The organism is Rhodococcus sp. LW-XY12 (assembly GCF_019317345.1).
In the GTDB taxonomy this organism is placed as follows: Bacteria; Actinomycetota; Actinomycetes; order Mycobacteriales; family Mycobacteriaceae; genus Rhodococcus; species Rhodococcus pyridinivorans.
Genome location: NZ_CP079225.1, coordinates 3,092,100 through 3,116,442 on the forward strand (window position 1 = coordinate 3,092,100; position 24,343 = coordinate 3,116,442).

Sequence of the window (24,343 nt, forward strand, 5' to 3'; positions counted from 1 at the left end):
CCGTCACCCATCGACCTGGAGGTTTCGTCCTGTCTACCGGCGCCGTTCACCTGTCTGCCGAGCAGCTCCCCCATCGGGTGGAGGACTCCCTCCGGCAGTTCTTCACCTCACGCTCCGACCTGGTCGACTCGGTGGGCAATGGATACCGGCAGGCCGTCGACACGCTCGAGGCATTCGTGCTGCGCGGCGGCAAGCGGGTGCGTCCGCGTTTCGCCTGGACGGGCTGGCTCGGCGCCGGTGGTGACCCGACCGGGCCGGACGCCGAGGCCGTCCTGCAGGCGTGCTCCGCGCTCGAGCTCGTGCAGGCCGCGGCGCTCGTCCACGACGACATCATCGATGCCTCCACCACGCGCCGCGGATTCCCCACCGTGCACGTCGAGTTCACCGAGCAGCACCGGAAGGCCGGCTGGCACGGCAGGCCGGAGCAGTTCGGCGAGTCGGTCGCGATCCTGCTCGGCGACCTCGCCCTGGTCTGGGCCGACGACATGCTGCACTCGGCGGGGCTCGACCCCGCGACCGTCGCGCGCGTGGTCCCGGCCTGGACCGCGATGCGCACCGAAGTGCTCGGCGGGCAGTACCTCGACATCGCCAACGAAGTGGCGGCGGACGAATCGGTGGAGGCCGCTACGCGGGTCAACCGGTTCAAGACCGCGGCGTACACGATCGAACGCCCCCTGCACATCGGCGCTGCCCTCGCCGGCGCCGACGACGACCTCATCGCCGCATACCGCCGCTTCGGCACCGACATCGGCCTGGCGTTCCAGCTGCGCGACGACCTGCTCGGTGTCTTCGGCGACCCCGAGGTCACCGGCAAGCCTTCGGGCGACGACCTGCGCTCGGGCAAGAGGACCGTCCTGTACGCGCTGGCACTGGAGACGGCCGATGCCTCCGATCCGGCCGCGGCCGAGCTGCTGCGCACCTCGATCGGGACCGATCTGTCCGACGCGCAGGTCGAGCACCTCCGCTCGCTGCTCGTCGATCTCGGCGCGGTCGCCCGAATCGAGGACCGCATCTCGGAACTGACCGACAGCGCGTTCGAGGCGCTCGAGGCGTCCGGCGCCACCGAGGAGGGCAAGGTCCTTCTGCGCGAGTCGGCGGTCGCGGCGACGCGACGGGTGGCGTGAGGGCGGTGCGGACCGTTCCCGGCGCCGACCGGGTCGTCGTGGTCGGTGCCGGTCTCGCCGGTCTGTCGGCGGCACTGTACCTGCGCGGCGCCGGTAAGGACGTCACGGTGCTCGAACGCGCCGACGACGTCGGCGGCCGGGTCGGCAGCTATCACGGCCCGGGCTACGAGATCGACAACGGCGCCACCGTGCTGACGATGCCCGAGTTGATCGACGACGCGCTCGCCGCGGTGGGCACCGACCGCAACTCCGTCCGGCCGGCCCTGCGCACCCGGCGACTGTCCCCCGCCTACCACGCGCGGTTCGCCGACGGCACCTCGATCGACGTGCACTCCGACCCCGACGCCATGGTCGCGGAGATCTCACGGGTGTGCGGTCCCGACGAGGCACGCCGCTATCTGGGGTTGCGCGCGTGGCTCGCCGACATCTTCGACGCCGAGTTCGACCGCTTCATGGACGCGAGTTTCGACTCGCCGCTCGACCTGGTCTCGTCCCCGGCGGCGCTGCGCGATCTGGCGCGTCTGCTCCGACTGGGCGGGTTCGGCAGGCTCGGCGCGCAGGTGAACCGCAGGGTCACCGACCCGCGCCTGCGCCGCGTCTTCACCTTCCAGGCGCTGTACGCGGGGGTCGCTCCGGCACGGGCCCTCGCCGTCTACGGGGCCATCGCCCACATGGACACGTCGCTGGGCGTGTACGCGGTGGACGGCGGCATGCGGTCGGTCGCCCGCGCGATGGCCGCGGCGTTCGTCGAGGCCGGCGGACGGCTCGAACTCGGCCGGGAGGTGACCTCGCTCGACCTCTCCGCCGGTCGGGTCGACGGTGTCCGCACCCGCGACGGACAGCGCTTCCCGTGCGACGCGGCCGTCCTGACCCCCGACACCCCGGTGGTCGACGGATTGCTGCCGCGCCGACGGTGCCGCCGCACGCTGGCCGCGCCGTCGGCCGTCGTGCTGCACGGGTCGATCCCCACCGAGGTGACCCGTGGCTGGGCGGCGCAACACCACCACGTGATCGATTTCGGCGGGGCGTGGGACCGCACCTTCGCGGAGATCACCCGCAGCCGCGGACGCGGCCGGCCGATGTCGGATCCCTCGCTGCTCATCACGCGACCGGCACTGTCCGATCCCGGCCTGCGATTCACCCGTGAGGGCGTCGAGCACGAACCGTTGTCGGTGCTGGCGCCATGCCCGAACCTCGACAGCGCTCCGCTGGCCTGGGCCGAGCTCGCGGTGCCCTATCGCAACGAACTGCTCGACGTCCTCGACCGCCGCGGATACGGCGGCATCACGGACGGTTTCCGCGTCGACCACATCGACACGCCGGCCACCTGGCACGCTCGTGGCATGCAGGCGGGCAGCCCGTTCTCGAGCGCTCACGTCTTCCGGCAGACGGGACCGTTCCGGCGTCGCAACCTCGATCCGGCCGTTCCCGGCGTGGTGCTCGCGGGGTCGGCGACGGTGCCGGGCGTCGGTGTCCCCACCGTGCTGTTGTCCGGAAGGCTCGCCGCCGAACGGCTCGGTGTTCCGCGAAGGCGGTGACACCGGGCGCACCACGCTCCGCGTCTCCACTAAACTGTCCTCGTTCGCCAGCTATCTGCGCGCCGCGCATCCACACGTCCACGGGGGAGGAACCGTACCGATGTCGTCCCCTGCCTCGCCCGACGCCGAGCCGCAGACCTCGCCCGCGCCGGAGGGGACGGCCGCACCGGCGGGTGAGCGTCCGAAGCACGCATTCCTGAGGAGTCCCGCCGGCCATGCCGCGCTGCTCGGCGCGTGGGGCGCGGTACTCATGACCTTCGGCAGTTTCGGATCGGGCAGTGTCCGGCGGATCGACCCGCTGCTCGAGGACATCTATCTGTCGTGGCTGCGGTTCGGCCACGGCCAGTTGCTCTCGCGGATCATCCTGTGGGTCGGTGTGCTCCTCATGATCGCAGCGTGGGTGCGCGTCGGCCGGGCGACCCTCGCCGGCCACGTCACGGTGCGCGATCTGTGGACGGTGCTGCCCGCGTGGACCGCTCCCCTGCTGGTCGCGACACCGATGTTCAGCCGCGACGCCTACTCCTACCTCGCGCAGGGCGCACTGCTGCGCGACGGTTTCGACCCGTACGAGGTGGGCCCGGTCGTCAATCCGGGCGTCCTGCTCGACAACGTCAGCAATGTGTGGACAACGACGACCACGCCCTACGGGCCCGTCCACCTGCTGCTCGGTGCGGGCATCACGTCCATCACCGACGACAACGTGGTGACGGGCACCTGGCTGTGGCGCCTGACCATGCTTCCCGGCCTGGCACTCATGGCGTGGGCCGTGCCGAAACTCGCCCGTCGCATGGGCGGAAATCCCGCGATTGCCCTGTGGCTCGCAGTGCTGAACCCGCTCGTACTGATCCACCTCGTCGGCGGTGTGCACAACGAGCTGCTGATGGTCGGTCTCATGATCGCCGGCATCGTGTTCGTGCTCGAGGGCCGGCACCTCGGCGGCATCGCCCTGGTCTCCCTCGGCGCCGCGATCAAGGCCACCGCAGGATTGGCACTGCCCTTCCTGGTGTGGGTGTGGATGATCCACGAACGCGATCGTGCGCTTGCCGAGGGACGCGAACCGGCAGCGCCCGTGCGCCTGTTCGCCAAGGCCGTCGGCCTGGGACTGGGGGTCTTCGCCGCGGTCTTCGGTGGCACCTCGTTGCTCGCCGGTGTCGGCATCGGCTGGCTCACCGCCCTGTCCGGCTCGTCGAAGATCATCAACTGGTTGTCGCTGCCGACGATGATGGCGCACGCCGTAACCTGGGTCACTCCGTGGCGGCTCGGATCGGTCCTCGACATCACACGCATGCTCTGCGCGATCGCGCTGGTGGTGATCCTCGTGTGGGCGTGGTGGCGCTTCCGCCGCACCGAGCGCGACGCGATCTTCGGGATCGTCGTGGCGCTGACTGCGGTGACCCTGCTGTCGCCCGCCGCGCTGCCCTGGTACTACTCCTGGCCGCTCGCCGTCGCCGCCGCCTTCGCGATGTCGCCCCGGGTGCTCATGGTGCTCGTCGCACTGTCGACATGGCTGATGTTGATCTTCAACCCCGACGGGTCGATCGGGATGTACAACATCGCGCACGTCGCGCTCGCGGTGTTCGCCTCGATCGTCGCGGCCCGTTCGCTGGTCACCTACGACCCGCTGCGCCTGCGGTTACGACCTCGACCGGCATCACCCGCCGGCGCTGCCCTGGACGACCGTGCCTGAGCGCCCCACGGGGATCGCGGCCGACGATCTCACCCGGGCCTACGCCTACTGCGCCGAGCTCACCGCCGAACACGGACGCACCTACAACCTCGCGACCCGGCTGCTGCCCGCCTCGCGACGACACGCCGTGCACGCGCTCTACGGCTTCGCCCGACACGTCGACGACATCGTCGACGTCACCGCCGTGGACGACCCGGAGGCCGCGATCCGTGGTGTCGACGACGCGCACAGCCGTCTGCACGCCGCACTCGCGGGCGCTCCCGGCCCGCTCGACCACACCGGTCTCGTGGTCCGCGCGCTTGCCGACACGATCGGGCAGTACCGCATCCCGATCGACTATTTCGAGGCGTTCATCCGATCCATGCGCATGGACGTGCCCGGCACGCCCGAGTTCCGGCCCCGCTACGGGACCATGGAGGAACTGCGCGAGTACATGTACGGCTCGGCGGCGGTGATCGGTCTCGAACTGCTGCCGATCCTCGACGTCGACGATCCGGCCGCCCCGCCCGCCGCAGCCGCGCTCGGGGCGGCGTTCCAGCTCACCAACTTCATCCGCGACGTGGGCGAGGACCTCGAACGCGGACGTCTCTACATCCCGCTCGAACTGTGGTCGGCCTTCGGGGTCGACATCGACCTGCTGCAGGAATGCCGGCGCACCGGCGCGATGGACCCGAGGGTCCGGCGGGCACTCGCCCACGCGGTCGCGCTGACCCGCGCCGAATATCGCAAAGCCGAACCCGGGCTGGAGGTACTCCCCGACCGGATCCGGCCGGGTATCCGCGCAGCCTTCACGCTCTACGGGCGGATTCTCGACGAGGTCGAACGCAGCGGGTTCCGGGTGCTCGACCGGCGCGCGACGGTTCCGCGCCGCACGCGCGCCGCGGTCATGATCACCGAGTACGTCGCCGGCTCGCTGCTCCGGAAGCGGTAACGACGCCCCGGAGACTCAGAAGGCGAGCGCCTGCGCCCGCCGCACGACCTCGCGCGCGGACTGCGTGTGCATCGCGGCCACAGGGCATCCACCGGGAAGAGAATCGTCCTCGGCGAAGAGCCACCGCAGGATCTCGTCGTCCTCGTAACCGCCGTCGTGTAGCACCGCGATCAGGCCCGGAAGACCCTTGAGAACGTTTCCTTCCTCGTCGAGAAAGGCCTCGGGCAGGACCGGCACGCGGTCGCGCTTGAACGCCAGCAGCTGCCGGTCGCGCACCATCTGGTGTACGCGGGAGGTGGCGACGCCGAGGCTCTTGGCCACGTCGACGAGCTGCACCACGGGCACGGAGCGGTCGAGAACGTCGTCGCAGTAAGGGATTGCACTCACCCCACCACGTTATCGCTGCGGCCGCGCAGGCAGCTACGCGGCTACCGTCCACGGGAGCTGGCTACGATCGACGGGGACGAAATCGCTCCGCACACGCGGAGCCGGAGCTTCGTCACGTCGATACCTCGAAGGCCCGGGTACCGGCGTCCCACCATCACGCACGAGACACGGGGGTACACCGGGTGACCGCTGGAGGCGACCGACTGGTCGGCGTCGTGCTCGACCGGCGTTATCGCATCGAATCGCAGATCGCGCGGGGCGGCATGTCGACCGTCTACCGCGGCACCGACATGCGTCTCGACCGTCCCGTCGCCGTGAAGATCATGGATCCGCAGTTCGCGGCCGATCCCCAATTCCTGGCACGGTTCGAGTTCGAGGCCAGATCCGTCGCGCGATTGACGCATCCCGGGCTCGTCGCGGTCTACGACCAGGGCCAGGACGGCGATCACGTCTTCCTCGTGATGGAGCTCGTCGAGGGCGGCACCCTGCGCGAGCTGCTGCGCGAACGCGGGCCGATGCCGCCGCACGCCGCGGCCGCCGTGGCCGCACCGGTCCTCGGGGCCCTGGCCGTCGCCCACCGGGCGGGTCTCGTGCACCGCGACATCAAGCCCGAGAACATCCTCATCTCCGGCAACGGTGAGGTGAAGATCGCCGACTTCGGGCTCGTCCGGGCGGTCGCCGCCGCGACCACCACCTCGCGCAGCGTGATCCTCGGCACCGCGGCGTACCTGTCTCCGGAGCAGGTGACCATCGGCAGCGCCGACGCGCGTAGCGACGTCTATTCCGCCGGTGTGCTCGTGTACGAGATGCTCACCGGCCGCACTCCCTTCACCGGCGACACGTCCCTGTCGGTGGCGTACCAGCGCGTGGAGAAGGACGTGCCGGATCCGAGTTCGGCCATCGACGGGGTTCCTCCCGAACTGGACGCCTTCGTCCGCCGGGCCACCGAACGCGAACCGACGGAACGCTACGCCGACGCGCAGGTGATGGCCGTCGCGCTCGGCGAGATATGCGACACGCTCGATCTCCCCCGCTACCGGGTTCCGGCTCCGAGACGATCCGCGGTGCGGACGCCACCCGTGGTGGATCCCGATGCCGCGGCACCGACCCGCACCATCGACGGCGCCGCTTCCGGGCCTGCCGATCCTGCTCCGCCGACGACGGTGCTTACCGGCTCGGCCGCGAACTCGCATGCTCCGACGACCGTGCAGACCGCCGTGCCGGCCACGCCCGGCCCGAATGCACCGGCCACGCGCCCGCACCCGACCCGGGTCGCGACCCGCACCCATCCGCGTCCCGATACCGAACCGGTGGCGCCCCGGCCCGACTACGCCGTCGACCGCCGCCGTCAGCGCCGGTCCGCCGCCGGTTGGATCGCCGCGATCATCGTGCTCGCGTTGTTCATGGGGATCGCCGGGTGGTGGCTCGGCGCCGGCCGGCTCAGCGACGTCCCGACCGTGCTGGGACTCGACAAGGCGGCGGCCGTGTCCGCGATCGAGACGGCCGGATTGTCCAGCGAGATCCGGGGCGAGTACTCCGACGTCGTTCCCGTCGACACCGTCCTCGGCACCGACCCCACCGCGGGCTCACGCGTGCCCGACGGCGACACGATCGCGTTGCTCGTGTCGCTCGGCAGACCGACCGTCCCGTCCATTCCCGGCGCCGGTGAGAGATCCGTCGTCGAGGACGAACTGCGGAGCCGCACCTTCGAACCGGTCGAGGGCGGTACCGCGTTCAGCACCACGGTGCCCGAGGGCGGAGTGGCCGCGCTCGACCCCGCGCCCGGCACCGTCCTGCCCGTGGGGTCCGAGGTCGCGCTTGTGATCAGCAAGGGATCGCCGCCCGTGACCCTGCCCGATCTGACCGGGCGCCCGGTCGACGAGGCGCGTCGCATCCTCGACGAGGCAGGCCTGACCGTCGGGGACATCCGTGAGGTCTTCGACGCCGATGTCGACGAGGGGCGGGTCATCGGCACCGACCCGGAGGAGGGCGAAGACGTCAGCGCCGGCGGAACCGTCACCCTCCTTGTATCCAATGCAGTGAAGGTGCCGTCGATGTTGGGACGCTCGGTGGGCTCGGCCCGCGACGAGCTCACCCGCCTCGGATTCGAGGTCGAGGTGCGGCAACTCGGCGACTCCGACCGCTCGGTCGTGATCGGCCAGAATCCCGGGGCGGGGCGGAGAGCAGAACAGGGCAGCACGGTCACGCTGACCGCACTGCCCTGATCCGACCGCCTGTCCCCTACCCGCGGAGCATCTCCACTGCGATCAACCGCGGAGCATCTCCACTGCGATCAACCGCGGAGCATCTCCGCTGCGATCAACCGCGGAGCATCTCCGCGACCAGGAACGCGAGTTCGATCGACTGCTGCGTGTTCAGCCGCGGATCGCACGCCGTCTCGTAGCGACCGTGCAGGTCGAGATCGGAGATGTCCTGGGCACCGCCGAGGCACTCGGTGACGTCCTCACCGGTGAGCTCGACGTGGATGCCACCCGGATGCGTGCCCAGCGCGCGATGCACCTCGAAGAAGCCCTGCACCTCGTCGACGATGCGGTCGAAGTGACGGGTCTTGTAGCCGGTGGACGCCTCGTGGGTGTTGCCGTGCATCGGGTCGCACTGCCAGATCACCTTGTGACCGGAGGCCTCGACGCGCTCGATGATGCCGGGCAGCAGATCGCGGACCTTCGAGTGACCCATCCGGGAGATCAGGGTCAGTCGGCCCGGCGTGTTGTGCGGATCCAGGCGCTCGACGTACTCGACGGCCATCTCCGGGGTGGTCGACGGACCGATCTTCAGACCGATCGGGTTCGACAGCAGTTCCGCGAACGCGATGTGCGCGCCGTCGAGCTGGCGGGTGCGATCACCGATCCACAGGAAGTGGGCCGACAGGTCGTACAGGCGCGGCTTGTCGCCCGAGTTGTCGAGGCGCAGCATCGCGCGCTCGTAGTCGAGGACGAGAGCCTCGTGGCTGGCATAGATCGTCGCCGCGCGCAGATTCGGGTCGATGACACCGCAAGCGTCCATGAATCGCAGACCACGATCGATCTCGGAGGCGAGCGCCTCGTAGCGGGCACCGGCGGGCGAGGCCGAGACGAAGGCCCGGTTCCAGTCGTGCACGCGGTGCAGGTCGGCCTCACCGGCGGCGGTGACGGCACGCACGAGGTTCATCGCGGCGCTCGCGTTCGCGTAGGCGCGCACGAGGCGCGACGGATCGTGCCTGCGCACCTCGGCATCGGCGACCAGCGAGTTGACCATATCGCCGCGGTAGGACGGCAGACCGAGCGCGTCGGTGTCGGACGAACGCGGCTTGGCGTACTGGCCGGCGATCCGCGCGACCTTCACGACCGGCGTCGACGCACCGTAGGTCAGCACCACCGCCATCTGCAGCAGCGTGCGGATGTTGCCCTTGATGTGCGGCTCGGTGTTGTCCGCGAACGTCTCGGCGCAGTCGCCACCCTGGAGGAGGAAGGCCTCACCCCGAGCGACGGCGGCGAGCTGGTTCTGCAGCTCCTCGACCTCGCGGGGCACGGTGATGGGAGGCACGCTCTCGAGCACGGTGCGCATCGCCGCGGCCTGTTCCTCGGGCCAGCTGGGCTGCTGCAGCGCCGGCTTTGCAAGCGCCGCGTCGAGGTTGGCACGCAGCTCCTCGGGCAACGGGGGAAGTTCGGGCAAGCGGTCGATCGGCACGTCGACAGTCCAGTTCACCCGTCCAGGATATGGCGTGACGGCCGGAAGCGGCGCAGCACCCCGTTACCCGCGTCACCGCGACCGGCGAGCAACCTCGATCGCTTCGAACTTTGCGAGGTTGTGGCGGGCGTCGGCGAGGGCGTCGTGGTTGTCGTCCGGCGCCGGGGGCAGGGGCGGTGAGCCCGAGTCCTCCCAATACTGCCGGAGCTCGCGGGTGAAGCGGGGCAAGACGTCCGGGAGTTCGGGCATGGTGCCCCACAGCTGGACGAGCACGACGTGGTCGTAGGCTCCGATCCACGCCCACAGTTCGGGCCGGATGCCCGGTCGTGGCACGAGGAACTTCAGCAAGTCGTCGCGGATCCTCGATCGCGACTTCCAGGCGGGGTGCGCCGGGGGCGGGAGCTTCGGGAGGACGTTGCGGCGCACCCAGGCTCCGGCCCGGGTCGGGTCGAACTCGGTCGACACCGCGTAGAACTCGCGGCCGTCCTCGCAGGCGACACCGATCGAGACGAGTTCGATCGTGCGTCCGTCCTCGATGAACTCGCAGTCGTAGAAGTAGCGCACCTGCTCACCCGGCACGCGTGTCGGGAACGCGGTCCGCGACGGGACCGTCCTGCGGCGGGGTCGCGGCACTGCCGTTCGTCGACGCGCCCGTGTCCCCGACCCCCGACTCGTCCGCCGAGCCCTTGTTCTTGAGGGAGGCGGCGTAGATGTCGACGTACTCCTGGCCCGACAGCTGCATGAGCGAGTACATGACCTCGTCGGTGACTGTGCGCTCCACGAACCTGTTTCCGCCCATGCCCTCGAACCGGGAGAAGTCGATGGGCTCACCGATCCGGACGGTGATCTTCGCCGGTCGCCACATCTTCGACCCGATGGGGTTCATCCGGTCGGTGCCGATCATGGCGACGGGGATCACGGGGACGCCGGTCTCCAGCGCCAGTCGCGCGAGGCCGGTCTTGCCCTTGTAGAGGCGTCCGTCGGGTGAGCGGGTGCCCTCGGGATAGATGCCGAGCAGCTTGCCCTGGCCGAGCACCCGGACCCCGGCGTTGAGCGCATCCTGCGCGGCGTCGGCGCCGGTGCGGTCGATGGGGACCTGCCCGACGGACGAGAAGAACCAGCGCTGGAAGGCGCCCTTGAGTCCGGTGCCGGTGAAGTACTCACTCTTCGCGAGGAAGGTGATGCGCCGACGTACGAGGAGGGGAAGGTAGAACGAGTCGAGGACGGCCCGGTGGTTACTGGCCAGGATCGCCGGTCCGTGCGCCGGAATGTTCTCGCCGCCTTCGAACTTCGGACGTCCTATGAGCCACAGCAGCGGCCCCAGGAGGGCGTACTTGAACAGCCAGTACCACATGGCATCCTTCCCGAATCCGATCATCCCCCACACGGATCGGTGCAGCACCGCCCGCCGGTCGACTCTACGACGACGCGACTGCCCCTCGCACATCGCCCCAGTGCTCGACCCCACCCTTTCAACGTCGACGTGACGATAATCTCACCTCCGGCGAATCTCACCTCCAGTGGAATTCGACTACAGCGGCGGTCGTGAGGTTTCGATCGCGGATCGGGCGAGATCGGCGGCACCGATGAGCCCGGCGGCGTCGCCGAGCTGCGCGACCCGGACGCGCGCGAGAGGACGATGGCCGGCGCCGGTGGTCACGGCCGCGTAGTGCTCGCGCGCGGCGTCGAGGAACAACGGCGCGGAACCGGAGACCCCTCCCCCGATGACGACGAGCTCGGGGTCGTAGACGTCGGCGACGAGCGCCAGTCCGAGCGCGAGCCTGCGGGCGAAATCGTCGAAGGCCGCGAGAGCGACGGGGTCGCCGTCGTGGGCCGCACCGGCGACCCGTCGGCCGGTGAGCGATCCGGGATCCGAGGCGATCTCGCCCGCGAGAACGGACCGCCCGGGTTCGGCCGCGAGCATCTCGACGGTCGTGTCCACGAGACCCGTTCCGCTGCAATACCTCTCCCAACATCCCTGCTTGCCGCACGGGCAGGGCCGCCCGTCGGGCACGACCTGCAGGTGACCGAGTTCGGGCGCCACACCGTAGGCACCGCGATAGATCCTGCCGTCGAGCAGCAGGGCCGCGCCGATGCCCGTTCCGAGCGCGACCATCACCGCGATCGTGCTGCCCGCGGCGGCGCCGAAGCGGTACTCGGCCCAGGCCGCGGCATTGGCGTCGTGTTCGAGGACGACCGGCAACCCGAAGCGTTCGGTGAGCGTCTCGGCGAGCGGCGTATCGCGCCAGGGCAGATGCGGTGCGAACCGCACGGTGGTGCGGTCCTCGGTGAGGAAACCCGCGACCCCCAGCCCGACCGCGCCGATGTCGTTGCGCTCACGCAGATGCTCGACGAGCCGGTGCAGCGCGTTCTCGAGGGCGACCGCGGAGGACGGCGTCTGCGTGCGCACACTGTCGACGACGTCGCCGTTACGGTCGACGGCTGCCGCGCGGATGCTCGTGCCCCCGATGTCGATCCCGACCGTGAGCCCGGGGTCGTGCGTGTTCACGTGCGGAGGTTAACGGAGATCGGCTCGAAGGCCGGACGATCCCGTGTCGGCGGATCGGGGGTCGGCTCGGGCGGGACGCCACCGGTCGAGGGCAGGAACTGCGCGAGGAACTTCCGCAGCAACGCGATCAACGCCGCCAGTTTCGACGCCAGCCTGCTGACCAGTTCGTGGTTCTCGCCGCGAACCAGGGCTGCGGCGGCACAGAGCGGGCACCACGCGCACCCCTTCGGGGTGGTCGCGGCCTCGGCGTCACCCGGCGCCGTCGAACCGGTCGCGGTATCGGGGGCGGTATGAGCAGACGCGTCGCCGGTCGCGGCGACGAACTGCTGCACCGTGCCCTCGACGCGGTCGAGCACGGCGTCGGCGAGCAACAACAACTCGGAGATCAGGGCTTCGTGGTCGTCCCTCACAGCGGCCACACCGCCGGATCCGGTACGAATCGCACCACCAGATCGGTTCCGTCGAACTCGGCATCGGAGACGGTGCACCGCCGCAGCCCCGAGGCGAGTCGCACCCGGCGTCGCATGCCGTCGGCGCCGACGACGAGGTCGTCGCCGATCCGTCCGAGTGTCAGGGACGCGGGATCGGCGAGCGGCAGGTACATGCGCATCGCGTACACCGACTCCACCCCCGTTCCCGATTCTTGCTGCACCCGGACCGGCTCGTCGGTCTCCGACGAGGGAACGAGTGCATCGCGGCGGAGCGCCGTGGCGAGCTCCTCCAGAGCTGCCAACCCTACCGGCTCCGCAGCACGGCGCTCGCACACGATCACGGGAACGTCGGTGACGGCCGCCCCGATCTCGGCGACGATCGCCTCGTGCGCGGCCCGTTGATCGGCCAGCAGCCGTGCAGCCGCACCCGAACCGCCCACCGCGGGGACGACGCCGTTGACGACGACCGCGTCGACGCGAATGCCGGACAGGGCGAGCCACGATCGCACCCGTGCGAGCTCGGCACGACCGGCGCGGTCGGGCGTCGCCACGATCACCGCGGCGCTGCGTCCGCGATCGTCGAGCAGGTCGCGTACCGCGGTGATCCCCGACAGCAACCGATCGAACAGCGCGACGAAGACACCCGTGCGGGGGTCCGGACCGGTGGCCGCCGCGACCCGGCTGTGCTGAGGCCAGATCCGTTCCAGCGAATCGGAGACCGTGCGCGGCGCGGTGAGGGTGCGCAGGGCGTCGGCGGAGGCCGGGGCGTCGACGACGACGAGAGCCCACCGTCCGCTGTCCGCGAGTCGCGCGACCTCGGCGAGCACGAGCAGTTCCTCGACGCCGGGAAGCCCGGTCAGTTCGCCGGGCTCGGGCAGGTCGAACTGGTCTGCGTGCTCGTGCGTCCCGGCGAGCGCCGCCATCGAGGCGAGGACCGCGTAGCGCGTGCGGAGCAGCTGCAGCGAGTCGATCTCGACCATGCCGAGGTTGTCCTCGACGGTGCGGATGTCCGTCGCGCCGGCGTCCCGGTTCGTGGCCGGAGGCAGGTCGAGCACGTCGCCGAGGGAGTGCGCCCGGTCGATGGACACGACGAGCACGGGTTCTCCCGCACGGGCGGTCGCGAGCGCCTCGGCCGCGGCAAGGGTCGTCTTCCCGGCGCCGCCCTTTCCGAGGAACCATCGCACGCGGGCCGGGGCGTGCCGGACGTTCAGCCCTCCACCTGCTTCTTGAGTTCCTTCAGCGCGGTGTCGGTGATGACCTTCTCCGCCTTGCGCTTGAACAGACCGATCATCGGGATCGTGAGATCCACGGTGAGCTGGTAGTCGACGACCGTGGTGCCGCCGGGGGCCTCGGTCAGCACGTACGAGCCGGACTGGGCCTTCTGGATCTCACCGCTCTCGAGCTCCCAGCTCACGGCACGGTTGTCGGACGCCCACTTGTACCGCAGGACGTAGGTGTCCTTGACGATGCCGGCGTCGAGGACGAAGCGCACGCGTTCGGCGCGGCCGTCGGGACGATGTTCCACGACCTCCACGGTCTTCGCCGCCGACACCCACGTCGGATAGGCATCGAAATCTGCGATGACCTCCATGACACGCTCGGCCGGCGCGTCGATGGTGATCGACCTCTTCGTCTTCTCGGCCATGTGGTGACGGCTCCCTTTCTCGGTCCCTCGGGTGTGCACCGATCAGTCCCGCCCCGAGGGTCTATCACACACCGTGGGAACAACGGTATCGGGACGACGCTCCTTCGGTGGCTTCAGTGTCGCGGCGGTTCACCTGCCGGACGACCGGCCTCGAGACGCTGCTTGACCTCGAAGGTCATCACCTTCCCTTGGACCCGGCGCGTACGGTTCATTCCCGCGAGGTCGAGACCCGCCACCCGCTCGGGCGCGACACCGGCCGGCTCGCAGTGCAGGAAGTAGTGGATCACCGCGCCGTCGAGAACCGGCTCGATCCACACCTCCATCGTTCCGTCGAGCGGACCCGACACCGTCCACCGGATGCCCTTCTCGGCTCGGTCCTCCCGCACGGTCAGTACGAGATCGGGCCACCATGCACGCCACCGATCGAGGGCCGCGACCTCCTCGGCGATGCGCTCCGGAGGCGCCGCTACGAAGGTCTGGTCCGCCACCTGAATGCTGCTCACGCAGAACAGCTTCACATATCGCGTCGGCGGCCCGTCCGGTCACCCCGCCGACGGCGTCACCGTCTCGTTCGGGGGCGCCGAGGCGTCGAGATAACCGCGCAATCTTGCGCCCAGGACGTCCCATCTCCAATCGCTGGAGACCCACTCTCGACCGGCCGCGCCCATCGCGGCGGCACGATCGGGATCGGCGAGGACACCGGACACCGCGGTCGCGACGGCTGTGACGGAGGTGCCGTCGACGACGTAGCCGGTGCGACCGTCGCGCACCGTTTCCGGGGCACCACCCGACCGGCCTGCCACGACGGGCACCCCGGTCGCGGACGCCTCGAGGTACACGATGCCCAGGCCCTCGACGTCGAGACCGCCGCCGCGGGTCCGGCACGGCATCGCGAACACGTCAGCGATGGTGTGGTGCGCGGCGAGCTCGGCCGACGGCACGGTGCCGGTGAATACGACGTGCTCCTCGACATCCGTGCGGCGCGCGAGCTCCCGCAGGCGCGACTCGTACGGTCCGCCGCCGACGATGACGAGGACGGCACCGTCGATCCGCTTCCGGATCGCGGGCAGCGCGCGGATGAGCACGTCCTGTCCCTTGCGCGGCACCAGGCGCGACAGACACAGCACGGTGGGCCGGTCGCCGAGACCGTAACGTGCCCGCAGTTCGGCGCGGGCCGCCGGATCCGGCCGGAAGACGTCGGTGTCCACCCCGGACGGCAGGTGTTCGAGACCCGCTTCGGGGCCGAATGCCGAGGCGAACCGCCCCCTCGTATAACGACTGACGTAGGTGACGGTGTCGGTGTGCTCGCCGATCCGCCGCAGCGCCTGCCGGGCGGCGGGAAGCATCGACCATCCCACCTCGTGGCCGTGGGTGCTGGCGACGATGCGATGAGCGCCGGCGCGGCGCAGCACGGGCGCCAGCAGCGCCAACGGTGCAGCCGCTCCGAACCAGACGGTGTCGCAGTCGTGTTCGGTGAGCAGCCGCGTGGCCCGTCGCGCGACGTCGGGTGTCGGCAGCATCAGTGTCGTGGGATGACGGACGACCTCGAAGGGGACTCGTGCGTCGAACTTCACATGGCTGTCGCCGCGCCACCGCGGCGCGTAGACGACCAGGTCGTCGGACGGCAGCTGGTTCGCGAAGGCGTGCAGATAGGACTGGATGCCCCCCGGTCGGGGCGGGAAATCGTTCGTCACCAGTAGGGTCCGCGACATGGGACCACCGTAGAAGCAGCGCGACGGGAAGGCGCCGACGGGTCCCGAGCTCCGGACGGTGCCGATGGGCCCGGCCCGGACCGTCCCGGTCAGCGGATGTCGCGGATGCGCTCTCCGAGCCAGCGACCCCAACCGCCCACGAAGCCGGCGGTGTCGACGCCGAGCAGGTCTGTGAGCACGTCGTCGAGGTGTTCGTCGGTGACGGGACCCGCGGCGAGGGCGCGGTAGAGGGAGACGAGCGTGTCGTGTCCGAACTGGTCCGCGGTGTACGCGGCGATCGACCAGGAGCTCTCGTAGGCGAGCGTCGACCGGTCGCCGATGAAGTCGCCGTCGGCGGGCAGCGACGTCGGTGCACCCGACGCCCGTACCTGCCGGGTCAGCGTCGGCGCGATCCGCTGCACGTCGACCGGCCCGGTGGCGAGGCCCTCCGCGGCCGTGCGGTGGCCGACGTAGTCGGCGAAGCCCTCGAGGACCCACATCGGGGAGCCGTCCACGGTGCCGGCGCGTGCGGCGACGTGCACCGTCTCGTGCGCGAGCACGATCCGGCGGGAGGTGTCGTCCAGCCGGTCGCTCGCGGCCGGGTTGAAGACGATGCGCTGCCCGGTGGCGATCCCGCGCTCGTGGTCGACATCGTCGGAGACCGCGACGGCCGCGATGTCGTCGCCGTCGTGTCGTGGCCCGACGAGGTGCGAGAACTCTTCGTGTGAGGACGTCACGACCACCAGTGCGCGTCGCGGCCAGGAATCGCCCCAAAGGTCGTCGACAGCCTCGACCACCGACGGCAGGTCGCCTGCCAGGTCGTCGACGAAGGCGGCGTTGTCCGGGTGTCCGATCACGAGCGAGCGACCACCCTCGGTCTGCGCGGTCGCGAGGTGGAGGCTGCCGTGGTCCCAGGGCCCTCGCCAGGTGACGGTCTGCGCCCCGGCGAGATCGGGTGCGTCGTCGGCGATCCGCCAGCCCTGCGGCCGGTGGACGAACAGCACGGTCACCGGTCGCCGGGTGGGTATGTCGTCGATTCCGTCCACGGCGTACCGCAGGTGGACGCGGTGCGCCCGTACCTCGCCGGCCGCGAACCGGGCGATCGTCTCGGGCGGCAGGGGCAGCGCGGGTTCGGAGGCGAGTTCGTAGCCGAGATCGGCGAGGGGAACGGCGGAGATCGCCGCGATCCGCTCCCGTTCGGCGTCGAGGAGTTCCGGAGACGCGTCGTCGATCAACTCCGCGAGGGACCCGTCGTCGCCGGTCCGGACGGCGTGCGCCCAGTCGTCGAGCACGACCTGCAGTTCGGCCCGTACCCGGCTGTCGGCGTCGTCGGTGTCCACCGGGTCGACGGCCAGCAGCAGTCCTGCCGTGACCAGCGCGACCACGAGTCCGGCCAGGCCGAGACGTTCCCACTTGCGGGTACCGGCGGTGAAGGACGATCGCGCGGGCACCGCGTCAGTCTAGGTCGGTGTCCGAGGGTGGTCCCGTACGCCCTCGCCCACCGGCTGCGATCCCGCCTCTACCCGGTCAGTACCGCCGGGCGCTGTGGAACGGGAAGCGATCGATCGACTGCACCTTCACCGGCACACCGAAGGTCGACGCGTGCACCATGTTGCCATCGCCGACGTACATGCCGACGTGGGAGGCGTCGTCGTAGAAGATCACGAGGTCGCCGGGCTGCAGATTTTCGCGGGAGACGGGGATGCCGCCCTGCGCCTGGGCCTGACTCGACCGGGGCAGTGATTTGCCGACCTGGTTGTACGCCCACACCATGAGTCCCGAGCAGTCGAACTGGTCGGGGCCGGTCGCGCCCCACACGTACGGCGAGCCGATCCGCGACAGGGCGGCGCGGAGCGCTGCGCCGTTGCTGCCGGGGACGAGGTGCTGCAGGATCTTCTCGGCGTCGAGGCCCGGAGGGAAGGGAGTGCCGGCGAGTTCGGCCTTCTCCGCGTCGCTCAGCGCCTCGAAGGCGTTCAGGACCCCTTCGATCTGCTCCTCGAGTTCGGCCTGTCGCCGCTGGAGTTCGTCGCGGAGGGTCTGGGCCTGCTCGGCGGCGGCACGCGCCTCGTCGGCGGCATGCTGCGCGGCGACGGCCGCCTCGGCCGCAGCGGCGGTGGCCGCCCGGAAGCCCTCGACCTCACGCGAGGTCTGCTCGCCCAGGACGTCGAGCAGGACCATCTGGTCGAGCATCTGCTGGGGCGAGTCGCTCACCATGACGGCGAACAGCCGGTTGGTGCGCGCACCGCGGTAGTTGGCCCGCGCGAGCTTGTCGACGGTGGGCTTGAAGCGGGCGATCTCGGCGCGAGCGGCGCCGAGCGCGTCGTCGGCCTGGCCGGCACGCACCTCGGCCTCGTGCTGCGCAGCGACCTTCGCTTCGAGATCCGCCCCGGCGGCGTGCAACGCCTCGGTGGCCTGTTCGCTGCGACGCGACAGATCCGCGAGGTGCTCGAGGCGTGCTGCCGGGCTCTCCCCTGCGGGTTGCGCCGTCGCCGGCGCCAGGGTGAAACCGAGGACCATCATCACGAGGGCTACGACGAGCGCCGGACGGCCGGTCCGTCGCCTGTCCTGCACTCGTACGAGGTGCTTCGTCCTGTCGGAAACCACGTGGGCTCGCATCCTTTCCCAAAGGTCTCGATCAGGTTACGGAATTGCATAGGTTTGTGTCTACCTGCGAGTAGCCCTCCCACGCAGCGGCCGTTTGTGCAAGCAGTTCCTGCATCGGAAAGGACGTGCAGACACACGAGGAGGGTGGGTCCGGTACGTACCGGACCCACCCTCCTCGGGCAGTGCGTCGGCGCTGGAGCGGGGGTGCTCAGCCCGATCGGAAGCGACGGGCGCCGACCGATCAGAAGCGACGGGCGCCGACCGATCAGAAGCGACGGGCGCCGTCGATCAGAAGCGACGGGCGCCGTCGACGGGCATCGAGTTCAGCGGTGCGATCTTGACCGGCTGGCTCGAGGTGGAGGCGTGCACGATGTTGCCGCCGCCGATGTAGATGCCGGTGTGGCTGCCGCCGTAGAACGACACGACGTCCCCGGGCTGCAGAGCCGCGACGTCCACCGGGGCACCGGCGGAGGCCTGCTCGTAGCTGGTGCGCGGGACGCTCAGACCGGCCTGCTTGTAGGCCCACTGCACGAGACCCGAGCAGTCGAAGGAGCTCGGGCCGGCAGCGCCGTAGACGTAGGGGGCACCGATCTTCGACTGCGCGGCGTCGGCAGCGCGCTGGCCGACAGAGCTGAAGGGGGCGGTGAAGGAACCGGACTGAGGCGCGGGGGCGGCCTCGGGGGCCGGCGGAACGATGTTGGCGATCTCCGGCGGCACGGTCACACCGGCCGGGAGGTCGAACGTTCCGACACCGGGAATGTTGATCGGCTCGGCCATCGCCGGGCCGGCCGAGACGGTGACTGCTCCGAGAGCAATGGCACCGGCGACGAGTGCGCGCCGGACGGTGCGCGTGCTGTTGTTCGAAACCACGAGGGGACGTTCTCCGTTTCTTCCGTTCACCCGCCGACCGAGTTAGCTGACGGGTTCGGGCCGGAAGATCAGCCCTACCCCTCCCCGCGAGCAGCGGAGGGGATTCACCCCGAGTACTACGTGTGGGTCCCCGGCTCACCGCTCCCGCAGACGGGAGAAGTGATTAGGCGGTAACCGTGCGGCTCCGACCCGGGGGTGGGGCGGAAACTCTCCGCTCGGTCTCGAAAAGATTACGAAACGGCATCGGTGAAGTCGACCGCCTTGCCGTGCGACCCGACCTTCTCGGCCCACCCCTGGAGGAATGCCGTCGCGGGGCAACGGTCCGATAACGGCGCGGTAACGGCCACTGTCCGGCGCGCCTCCGCTCGGGAGAGGCCCGGCGCCCGTTTCACCCGAGTTCCTTCCGGAAGAACCAGGTCAGGGCACGCTGACTCATCGACCGTCGACGAGGCGATGCGCCCGATTCGCCGGATTGTCGTTCCCGGAGGCCGATCGGTCTGTTCTCCGGCCTCCGTTTACCCTTCATCGAGCCGAAAAGAACGCAGTGTGATCCTCGTCTCCCCGTGCTCCGAACCCCGCTCCGAAGCCCGCTCGACGGCGTGTCGGTGACGCTTCCTAGGCTCTGCCGCATGACCTCGCCGCAACCATCCGCCCTCGGCGTGCAACTCGGTTTCGACGAGCTCGACACTCCGCTGCGCGAGACCACCTTCGTCGTCGTCGACCTCGAGACGACCGGCGGGGAGGCAGCCGAGGACGCCATCACAGAGATCGGCGCGGTGAAGATCCGCGGGGGCGAGGTGCTCGGCGAGTTCGCGACCCTCGTCGATCCGGGGCGACCCATCCCCCCGTACATCGTGCAGCTCACCGGCATCACCACCGCGATGGTCTATGCGGCGCCCAAGGTCGAGGAGGTGCTGCCCGCCTTCCTGGAATTCGCGTCCGGAGCGGTGCTCGTCGCACACAACGCCGGATTCGACGTCGGCTTCCTCGAGGCGGCCACGGCGCAGTGCGAACTCGCGTGGCCCCGCTTCCAGGTGCTGTGCACCGTCAAGCTGGCCCGCCGCGTCCTCGGACGCGACGAAGCGCCGTCGGTGAAGCTGTCCGCGCTGGCCGAACTGTTCCGGGTCTCCACCGTGCCCACCCACCGCGCCCTGGACGACGCACGCGCCACCGTGGACGTCCTGCACGCCCTCATCGAACGGGTCGGCAACCAGGGCGTCCACAGCCTCACCGAACTGCGCGACTATATGCCGGTGGTCACCGCCGAGCAGAGGGCCAAACGCGCACTCGCCGCGCATCTGCCGCGCAAACCGGGTGTCTACATGTTCCGCGGCCCGTCGGACGAGGTGCTGTACGTCGGCACGGCGGTCGACCTGCACCGGCGTGTCCGTACCTATTTCACGGGCTCCGAGACGCGACCGCGGTTGCGCGAGATGGTCGCGCTCACCACACGCATCGATCACGTCGAATGCGCCCACGGGCTCGAGGCCGGCGTCCGCGAACTCCGGTTGATCGCGGCCCACACCCCTCCCTACAACCGCCGGTCGAAATATCCGATGCGCGGTTGGTGGATCATCCTCACCGACGAGGCGTTCCCGCGCCTCGCCGTGAGCCGCACCCCCGGACCCGACTCGGTCGGCCCGTTCTCGGTGCGCGCCGACGCCGCGGATGTCGCGGCACTGCTCGCGGAGATGTGCGGTCTGCGCACGTGCACGCGCAGGATCGGCCGTACGGCCCGCCACGGCGACCGCTGCCCGCCCGTCGCGGTCGGGGGCTGCGCCGCAGCCGCCTTCGGGGTCCAGGACGCCTCCGCCTACGCAGCCCAGGTCGAGCGTGCGCGCGCGGTCGTCCGCGGAACCGCCGACGACGCCGTCGAATCGGCGCAGCAGCGACTCGACGCCCTCGTGCGCGACCAGCTGTTCGAGAACGCCGCCCGCCTCCGCGACCGCCTCGCCGCCGCCCTCGTCGCGCTGCGGCGCACGCAACGCCTCGCGGCGCTGGCGGCCGTCGACGAACTCGTCGCCGCGCGACCGCGGGCCGAGGGCGGGTGGGAGTTCGCCGTCGTGCGCGCCGGTCGTCTCGCGTCCGCCGGAGTGGCACCGCGCGGTGTGCGCCCGATGCCCGTCGTCGAGGCGATCGTCGCCGCGGCCGAGACGGTGCGGCCGTCACCCGGCCCGCTCCGGGGCGCGTCCCCGGAGGAGATCGGTCTGGTCGCACGTTGGCTCGACGGCGAGGGCATCCGCATCGTCCGGGCGAGCGAGGGCTGGTGCGAACCGACACGGGGTGCGGGCCGGTGGAGCACGTGGGCCGAGCTCGCCCGCGACGCCCGCGCGGTCCGCAGGCTCCTCTCCGCCGACGACCCGCACCGCTTAGGCTGATGCAATCCCCGAGGAAGGTTGAAGGAGACCCCATGATCAACGCGATCGTCCTGATCGATGCCGAGGCGAACCGTATCCCCGAGACCGCGCAAGCGGTGGCCGACCTCGACGGTGTCGACACGGTGTACTCCTGCGCGGGCGACGTCGACCTCGTGGCCGTGGTCCGGGTCCGCGACCACGAGAAGATCGCGGAGGTCGTCACCCGGGGCATCAACAAGATCGACGGCGTGACGAAGACCGTCACCCACATCGCATTCCAGTCGTACTCGAGCGCCGACGTCGAGGCCGGTTTCTCGATCGGGAACTGACACCCCGCAGCACCACCGACGACCGCCGGGCCCGCACCGATGCAGTGCGGGCCCGTCGTTCGTGTGTCCTTATTCTTCTCCGGTCATTTCTGTCCGGAACCGGCACCCAGCCGCGTGGTGACCTCGGCCCACTGCTCCAGGACGGCCGTGGCCCGGCCGCTGTCGATCGCCTCTGCCGCCGTCTCGAGCCCGGCCGTGAGGGCATCCTCGAGAACGCCGTCGACGCCCCGGAAAGCCGCGATTGCCCCGGCGGCGTTGAGGAGCACGGCATCGCGCACCGGCCCTGTCTCCCCCGCCAGCATCGCCCGCGCGATCGCCGCGTTCTCCGTGGCGTCGCCTCCGCGGAGTGCCTCGAGCGGAACCCGTTCGATACCGAGATCGCGCGGATCGAGCGTCACGACCCGGACCTCGCCGCCGTGGACGACGTGCACGCGCGAGGTCGTGGAGGTGGTCAGTTCGTCGAGACCGTCGTCGCCTCGGACGACGAGCGCCGAATTGCCGCGCTGCGCGAGCACACCGGCGACGGTCGGGACGAGCGGTTCGAAGGCGCACCCGATCAGGCCGGCGCTCGGGCGGGCCGGATTGGTGAGCGGGCCGAGGACGTTGAAGACCGTCGGGATGCCGATCTGCTTGCGCGGTGCGGCCGCGAAACGCAGCGCCGGGTGGTAGACCGGCGCGAAGCAGAATCCGATCCCGGCCTCGGCGACCGAGCGGGCCACCTCGTCGGGTCCGAGATCGATGTGCACTCCGAGCGCTTCGAGCACGTCGGCGCCGCCGCTCTTGGACGAGGCGGCGCGGTTGCCGTGTTTGACCACGCGGATACCCGCTGCGGCGACGACCAGCGAGGCCATCGTGGAGATGTTGACGGTGTTCGCCCGGTCGCCACCGGTGCCCACGACGTCGACCACGTCACCGTCGACCGGGACCAACCGGGCGTAGTCGAGCATCGTGTCGGCGAGTGCCCGCACCTCCTCGGGTGTCTCGCCCTTCATCTTCAGAGCGACACCGAAGGCCGCGATCTGAGCGGGAGTGGCGTTGTCGGAGAAGATCTCGCTCATCGCCCATCGCGCCTCCGCGGCGGACAGGTTCTGCCCGGCCGTGAGCACTCCCAGGACGGAGGGCCAGTTCTGCGTCACCTCGTCCGCGTCTCGCGTCGCGTTCATCGCACCTGCCCTCGCCGCATCTCGCTCCTCACCGGGCACCGGCGTGCCCTCCGACCGGTCAGCTTAGCCAGCGGAATCCTGCGGTTGCAGAGCGTCCCATCCCAGGGCTGTTCCACCGAGCCGCTGGGCGAGCGAGGCCATGCGCGACTTCTCCTGCGCACAGTGCAGTGCATCGAGGACCTGCACGCGCTGCAGGATCACCGAGGCGCCCGCGACGGCCGCGGCTGGGACGTTCCCGTCGCCGGTCCCGGCCACGACGTAGCCGTCCTGCCCGGCCAGTTCCGCCGCCCGGTCCACCCTGTCGGCGGGCAGGGCGAGGTGGTGCCGCAGAACCGCCTCGTCCTCGGCCTGCCACACAGGTGTCGCCTCGGCGGCACGCTCGAGCGCCGTCGAACACGCCTCCGCGTCGTCGAAGGACGAGACGACCACGACCAGGTCGGGCCGGTTCGCGTCGAGCGGTTCGCTGCGCCGACCGATCAGGGACCGCAGCCACCCCCGAACACCCTTTCCGGTACTCATGTCACCACGATCGCACGTGACCTCCGCGACCCTCCGAAATGTCCCGTGTGGCACCCCTCCGAGCACCCGCCACCGAGTGCCCACCTGGAGAAATACAGGTCCGGGACCTGCACGGACGCGCCGATTTCGGCCCCGATTGCCCAAGACGTACTACGACGGGTCATACTAGCCAGCGTGACGAGCGCAGTAGGGACTTCAGGATCTGCAATCACACAGCGCGTGCACTCGTTGAACCGGCCCAACCTGGTCAGCGTCGGCACCATCGTGTGGTTGTCCAGTGAGCTCATGTTTTTCGCAGGGCTCTTCGCCATGTACTTCGTGGCACGGGCACAGGCCCCGGAGGGCATGTGGCCGCCCCCGCCCACCCACTTGAACCTGTGGTTGGCGGTACCGATCACCATGGTGCTGATCGCTTCTTCCTTCACCTGCCAGCTGGGCGTCTTCGCCGCCGAGCGCGGCGACGTCTTCGGCCTGCGACGGTGGTACATCATCACCCTCGGCATGGGCACCTTCTTCGTGCTCGGTCAGGGCTACGAGTACATCACCCTGGTGAAGGACGGCACGACCATCCCCGGCAGCGTGTACGGCTCGGTGTTCTACATGACCACCGGTTTCCACGGCCTGCACGTCATCGGCGGCCTCATCGCATTCGTGTTCCTGCTGTTCCGCACGAAGGTCAGCAAGTTCACGCCTGCGCAGGCCACTGCGGCCATCGTCGTTTCGTATTACTGGCACTTCGTCGACATCGTTTGGATCGCGCTGTTTGCCACGATTTATTTCATCCGTTAGCCAGCTGAACGCCCAGGCAGCCCCCTGACGTCCAGTCCGTCCCGACATAAAAAAAGGGATACAGATGAGTTCATCCCCACCT

General features: G+C 70.1%; 23 protein-coding genes and 1 riboswitch. Of the genes, 8 read left to right on the forward strand and 15 right to left on the reverse strand.

Features of this window, described 5'->3' with window-relative positions:
- Positions 1 to 77: 77 nt before the first annotated feature.
- From KXC42_RS14445 to KXC42_RS14460, 4 genes are all read left to right on the forward strand, one after another.
- Positions 78 to 1,124, forward strand: coding sequence for a polyprenyl synthetase family protein (locus tag KXC42_RS14445; protein WP_219129189.1), 1,047 nt, complete (start codon positions 78 to 80; stop codon positions 1,122 to 1,124).
- Positions 1,125 to 1,129: 5 nt separating this feature from the next.
- A complete protein-coding gene (gene crtI, locus KXC42_RS14450; protein ID WP_219129190.1) occupies positions 1,130 to 2,662 on the forward strand; it encodes a phytoene desaturase family protein in 1,533 nt (510 codons plus the stop codon).
- Positions 2,663 to 2,762: 100 nt separating this feature from the next.
- Positions 2,763 to 4,349 carry an alpha-(1->6)-mannopyranosyltransferase A gene (locus KXC42_RS14455; protein ID WP_170318566.1) on the forward strand — a complete coding sequence of 529 codons (1,587 nt, stop codon included), beginning with the start codon at positions 2,763 to 2,765 and terminating at the stop codon, positions 4,347 to 4,349.
- Positions 4,342 to 5,280 carry a phytoene/squalene synthase family protein gene (locus KXC42_RS14460; RefSeq protein WP_019289765.1) on the forward strand — a complete coding sequence of 313 codons (939 nt, stop codon included), beginning with the start codon at positions 4,342 to 4,344 and terminating at the stop codon, positions 5,278 to 5,280. The genes KXC42_RS14455 and KXC42_RS14460 overlap by 8 nt, the downstream gene beginning before the upstream one ends.
- A 15-nt stretch (positions 5,281 to 5,295) precedes the next feature.
- Here KXC42_RS14460 and KXC42_RS14465 read toward each other — a convergent pair whose 3' ends face one another.
- The gene (locus KXC42_RS14465) at positions 5,296 to 5,667 is read right to left on the reverse strand and encodes an Rv2175c family DNA-binding protein (RefSeq protein ID WP_024101284.1); all 372 of its coding nucleotides are present in this window, start codon (positions 5,665 to 5,667) and stop codon (positions 5,296 to 5,298) included.
- A gap of 182 nt (positions 5,668 to 5,849) precedes the next feature.
- Between KXC42_RS14465 and pknB the strand changes: the two genes are divergently transcribed.
- Positions 5,850 to 7,892 (forward strand): Stk1 family PASTA domain-containing Ser/Thr kinase, encoded by a 2,043-nt coding sequence (gene pknB / locus KXC42_RS14470; protein ID WP_219129191.1) that lies wholly within the window; start codon positions 5,850 to 5,852, stop codon positions 7,890 to 7,892.
- Positions 7,893 to 7,986: 94 nt separating this feature from the next.
- Here the strand turns inward: pknB and KXC42_RS14475 are convergent, their stop codons facing one another.
- From KXC42_RS14475 to KXC42_RS14530, 12 genes are all read right to left on the reverse strand, one after another.
- The gene (locus tag KXC42_RS14475) at positions 7,987 to 9,372 is read right to left on the reverse strand and encodes a class II 3-deoxy-7-phosphoheptulonate synthase (RefSeq protein WP_006554163.1); all 1,386 of its coding nucleotides are present in this window, start codon (positions 9,370 to 9,372) and stop codon (positions 7,987 to 7,989) included.
- A gap of 54 nt (positions 9,373 to 9,426) precedes the next feature.
- On the reverse strand, positions 9,427 to 9,918 hold the full coding sequence (locus tag KXC42_RS14480) for a polyadenylate-specific 3'-exoribonuclease AS (RefSeq protein ID WP_006554164.1): 492 nt from the start codon (positions 9,916 to 9,918) through the stop codon (positions 9,427 to 9,429).
- A gap of 4 nt (positions 9,919 to 9,922) precedes the next feature.
- On the reverse strand, positions 9,923 to 10,708 hold the full coding sequence (locus KXC42_RS14485; RefSeq protein WP_006554165.1) for a 1-acyl-sn-glycerol-3-phosphate acyltransferase: 786 nt from the start codon (positions 10,706 to 10,708) through the stop codon (positions 9,923 to 9,925).
- A 177-nt stretch (positions 10,709 to 10,885) separates the two neighbouring features.
- Positions 10,886 to 11,863, reverse strand: coding sequence for an ROK family glucokinase (locus KXC42_RS14490; RefSeq protein WP_006554166.1), 978 nt, complete (start codon positions 11,861 to 11,863; stop codon positions 10,886 to 10,888).
- A complete protein-coding gene (locus tag KXC42_RS14495) occupies positions 11,860 to 12,282 on the reverse strand; it encodes a hypothetical protein (protein ID WP_039585177.1) in 423 nt (140 codons plus the stop codon). The genes KXC42_RS14490 and KXC42_RS14495 overlap by 4 nt, the downstream gene beginning before the upstream one ends.
- Positions 12,270 to 13,478, reverse strand: coding sequence for an ArsA family ATPase (locus KXC42_RS14500; RefSeq protein ID WP_219129192.1), 1,209 nt, complete (start codon positions 13,476 to 13,478; stop codon positions 12,270 to 12,272). Before KXC42_RS14500 ends, KXC42_RS14495 begins: the two co-directional genes overlap by 13 nt.
- Before the next feature lie 23 nt (positions 13,479 to 13,501).
- The gene (locus KXC42_RS14505) at positions 13,502 to 13,939 is read right to left on the reverse strand and encodes an SRPBCC family protein (protein ID WP_006554169.1); all 438 of its coding nucleotides are present in this window, start codon (positions 13,937 to 13,939) and stop codon (positions 13,502 to 13,504) included.
- A gap of 113 nt (positions 13,940 to 14,052) precedes the next feature.
- Positions 14,053 to 14,442, reverse strand: a complete 390-nt coding sequence (locus KXC42_RS14510; RefSeq protein WP_024101289.1) for a hypothetical protein — start codon at positions 14,440 to 14,442, stop codon at positions 14,053 to 14,055.
- A 39-nt stretch (positions 14,443 to 14,481) separates the two neighbouring features.
- On the reverse strand, positions 14,482 to 15,651 hold the full coding sequence (locus KXC42_RS14515) for a glycosyltransferase family 4 protein (protein ID WP_006554171.1): 1,170 nt from the start codon (positions 15,649 to 15,651) through the stop codon (positions 14,482 to 14,484).
- 89 nt (positions 15,652 to 15,740) lie between these two features.
- Positions 15,741 to 17,081, reverse strand: a complete 1,341-nt coding sequence (locus KXC42_RS14520; protein ID WP_219129193.1) for a hypothetical protein — start codon at positions 17,079 to 17,081, stop codon at positions 15,741 to 15,743.
- 76 nt (positions 17,082 to 17,157) lie between these two features.
- Positions 17,158 to 18,201: an NlpC/P60 family protein gene (locus tag KXC42_RS14525; RefSeq protein WP_219130492.1), complete on the reverse strand. Its 1,044-nt coding sequence runs from the start codon at positions 18,199 to 18,201 to the stop codon at positions 17,158 to 17,160.
- Between the two features lie 321 nt (positions 18,202 to 18,522).
- A complete protein-coding gene (locus KXC42_RS14530; protein ID WP_024101293.1) occupies positions 18,523 to 19,104 on the reverse strand; it encodes a C40 family peptidase in 582 nt (193 codons plus the stop codon).
- A gap of 15 nt (positions 19,105 to 19,119) precedes the next feature.
- A riboswitch (cyclic di-AMP (ydaO/yuaA leader) is annotated at positions 19,120 to 19,284 on the reverse strand.
- Between the two features lie 449 nt (positions 19,285 to 19,733).
- Between KXC42_RS14530 and KXC42_RS14535 the strand changes: the two genes are divergently transcribed.
- Both KXC42_RS14535 and KXC42_RS14540 read left to right on the forward strand, forming a co-directional pair.
- Positions 19,734 to 21,482, forward strand: coding sequence for a DEDD exonuclease domain-containing protein (locus KXC42_RS14535; protein ID WP_219129194.1), 1,749 nt, complete (start codon positions 19,734 to 19,736; stop codon positions 21,480 to 21,482).
- Between the two features lie 32 nt (positions 21,483 to 21,514).
- Positions 21,515 to 21,790 carry an Lrp/AsnC family transcriptional regulator gene (locus KXC42_RS14540; protein ID WP_006550005.1) on the forward strand — a complete coding sequence of 92 codons (276 nt, stop codon included), beginning with the start codon at positions 21,515 to 21,517 and terminating at the stop codon, positions 21,788 to 21,790.
- 83 nt (positions 21,791 to 21,873) lie between these two features.
- On the opposite strand, the gene trpD is transcribed toward KXC42_RS14540, so the two are convergent.
- On the reverse strand, positions 21,874 to 22,953 hold the full coding sequence (trpD, locus tag KXC42_RS14545) for an anthranilate phosphoribosyltransferase (protein WP_024101295.1): 1,080 nt from the start codon (positions 22,951 to 22,953) through the stop codon (positions 21,874 to 21,876).
- A gap of 63 nt (positions 22,954 to 23,016) precedes the next feature.
- Positions 23,017 to 23,472 carry a hypothetical protein gene (locus KXC42_RS14550; RefSeq protein WP_006550007.1) on the reverse strand — a complete coding sequence of 152 codons (456 nt, stop codon included), beginning with the start codon at positions 23,470 to 23,472 and terminating at the stop codon, positions 23,017 to 23,019.
- A 174-nt stretch (positions 23,473 to 23,646) separates the two neighbouring features.
- Here KXC42_RS14550 and KXC42_RS14555 point away from each other — a divergent pair, with 174 nt between their 5' ends.
- Positions 23,647 to 24,261: a heme-copper oxidase subunit III gene (locus KXC42_RS14555; protein ID WP_006550008.1), complete on the forward strand. Its 615-nt coding sequence runs from the start codon at positions 23,647 to 23,649 to the stop codon at positions 24,259 to 24,261.
- The last annotated feature ends 82 nt before the right edge of the window (positions 24,262 to 24,343 follow it).

Bases quoted from the DNA above. Each gene is read 5' to 3' on its own strand.
- KXC42_RS14455 (WP_170318566.1), top strand. From the start codon at position 2,763: ATGTCGTCCCCTGCCTCGCCCGACGCCGAGCCGCAGACCTCGCCCGCG.
- KXC42_RS14485 (WP_006554165.1), bottom strand. From the start codon at position 10,708: ATGTGGTACTGGCTGTTCAAGTACGCCCTCCTGGGGCCGCTGCTGTGG.
- KXC42_RS14505 (WP_006554169.1), bottom strand. From the start codon at position 13,939: ATGGCCGAGAAGACGAAGAGGTCGATCACCATCGACGCGCCGGCCGAG.
- KXC42_RS14515 (WP_006554171.1), bottom strand. From the start codon at position 15,651: ATGTCGCGGACCCTACTGGTGACGAACGATTTCCCGCCCCGACCGGGG.
- KXC42_RS14535 (WP_219129194.1), top strand. From the start codon at position 19,734: ATGACCTCGCCGCAACCATCCGCCCTCGGCGTGCAACTCGGTTTCGAC.
- KXC42_RS14540 (WP_006550005.1), top strand. From the start codon at position 21,515: ATGATCAACGCGATCGTCCTGATCGATGCCGAGGCGAACCGTATCCCC.
- trpD (WP_024101295.1), bottom strand. From the start codon at position 22,953: ATGAACGCGACGCGAGACGCGGACGAGGTGACGCAGAACTGGCCCTCC.
- KXC42_RS14550 (WP_006550007.1), bottom strand. From the start codon at position 23,472: ATGAGTACCGGAAAGGGTGTTCGGGGGTGGCTGCGGTCCCTGATCGGT.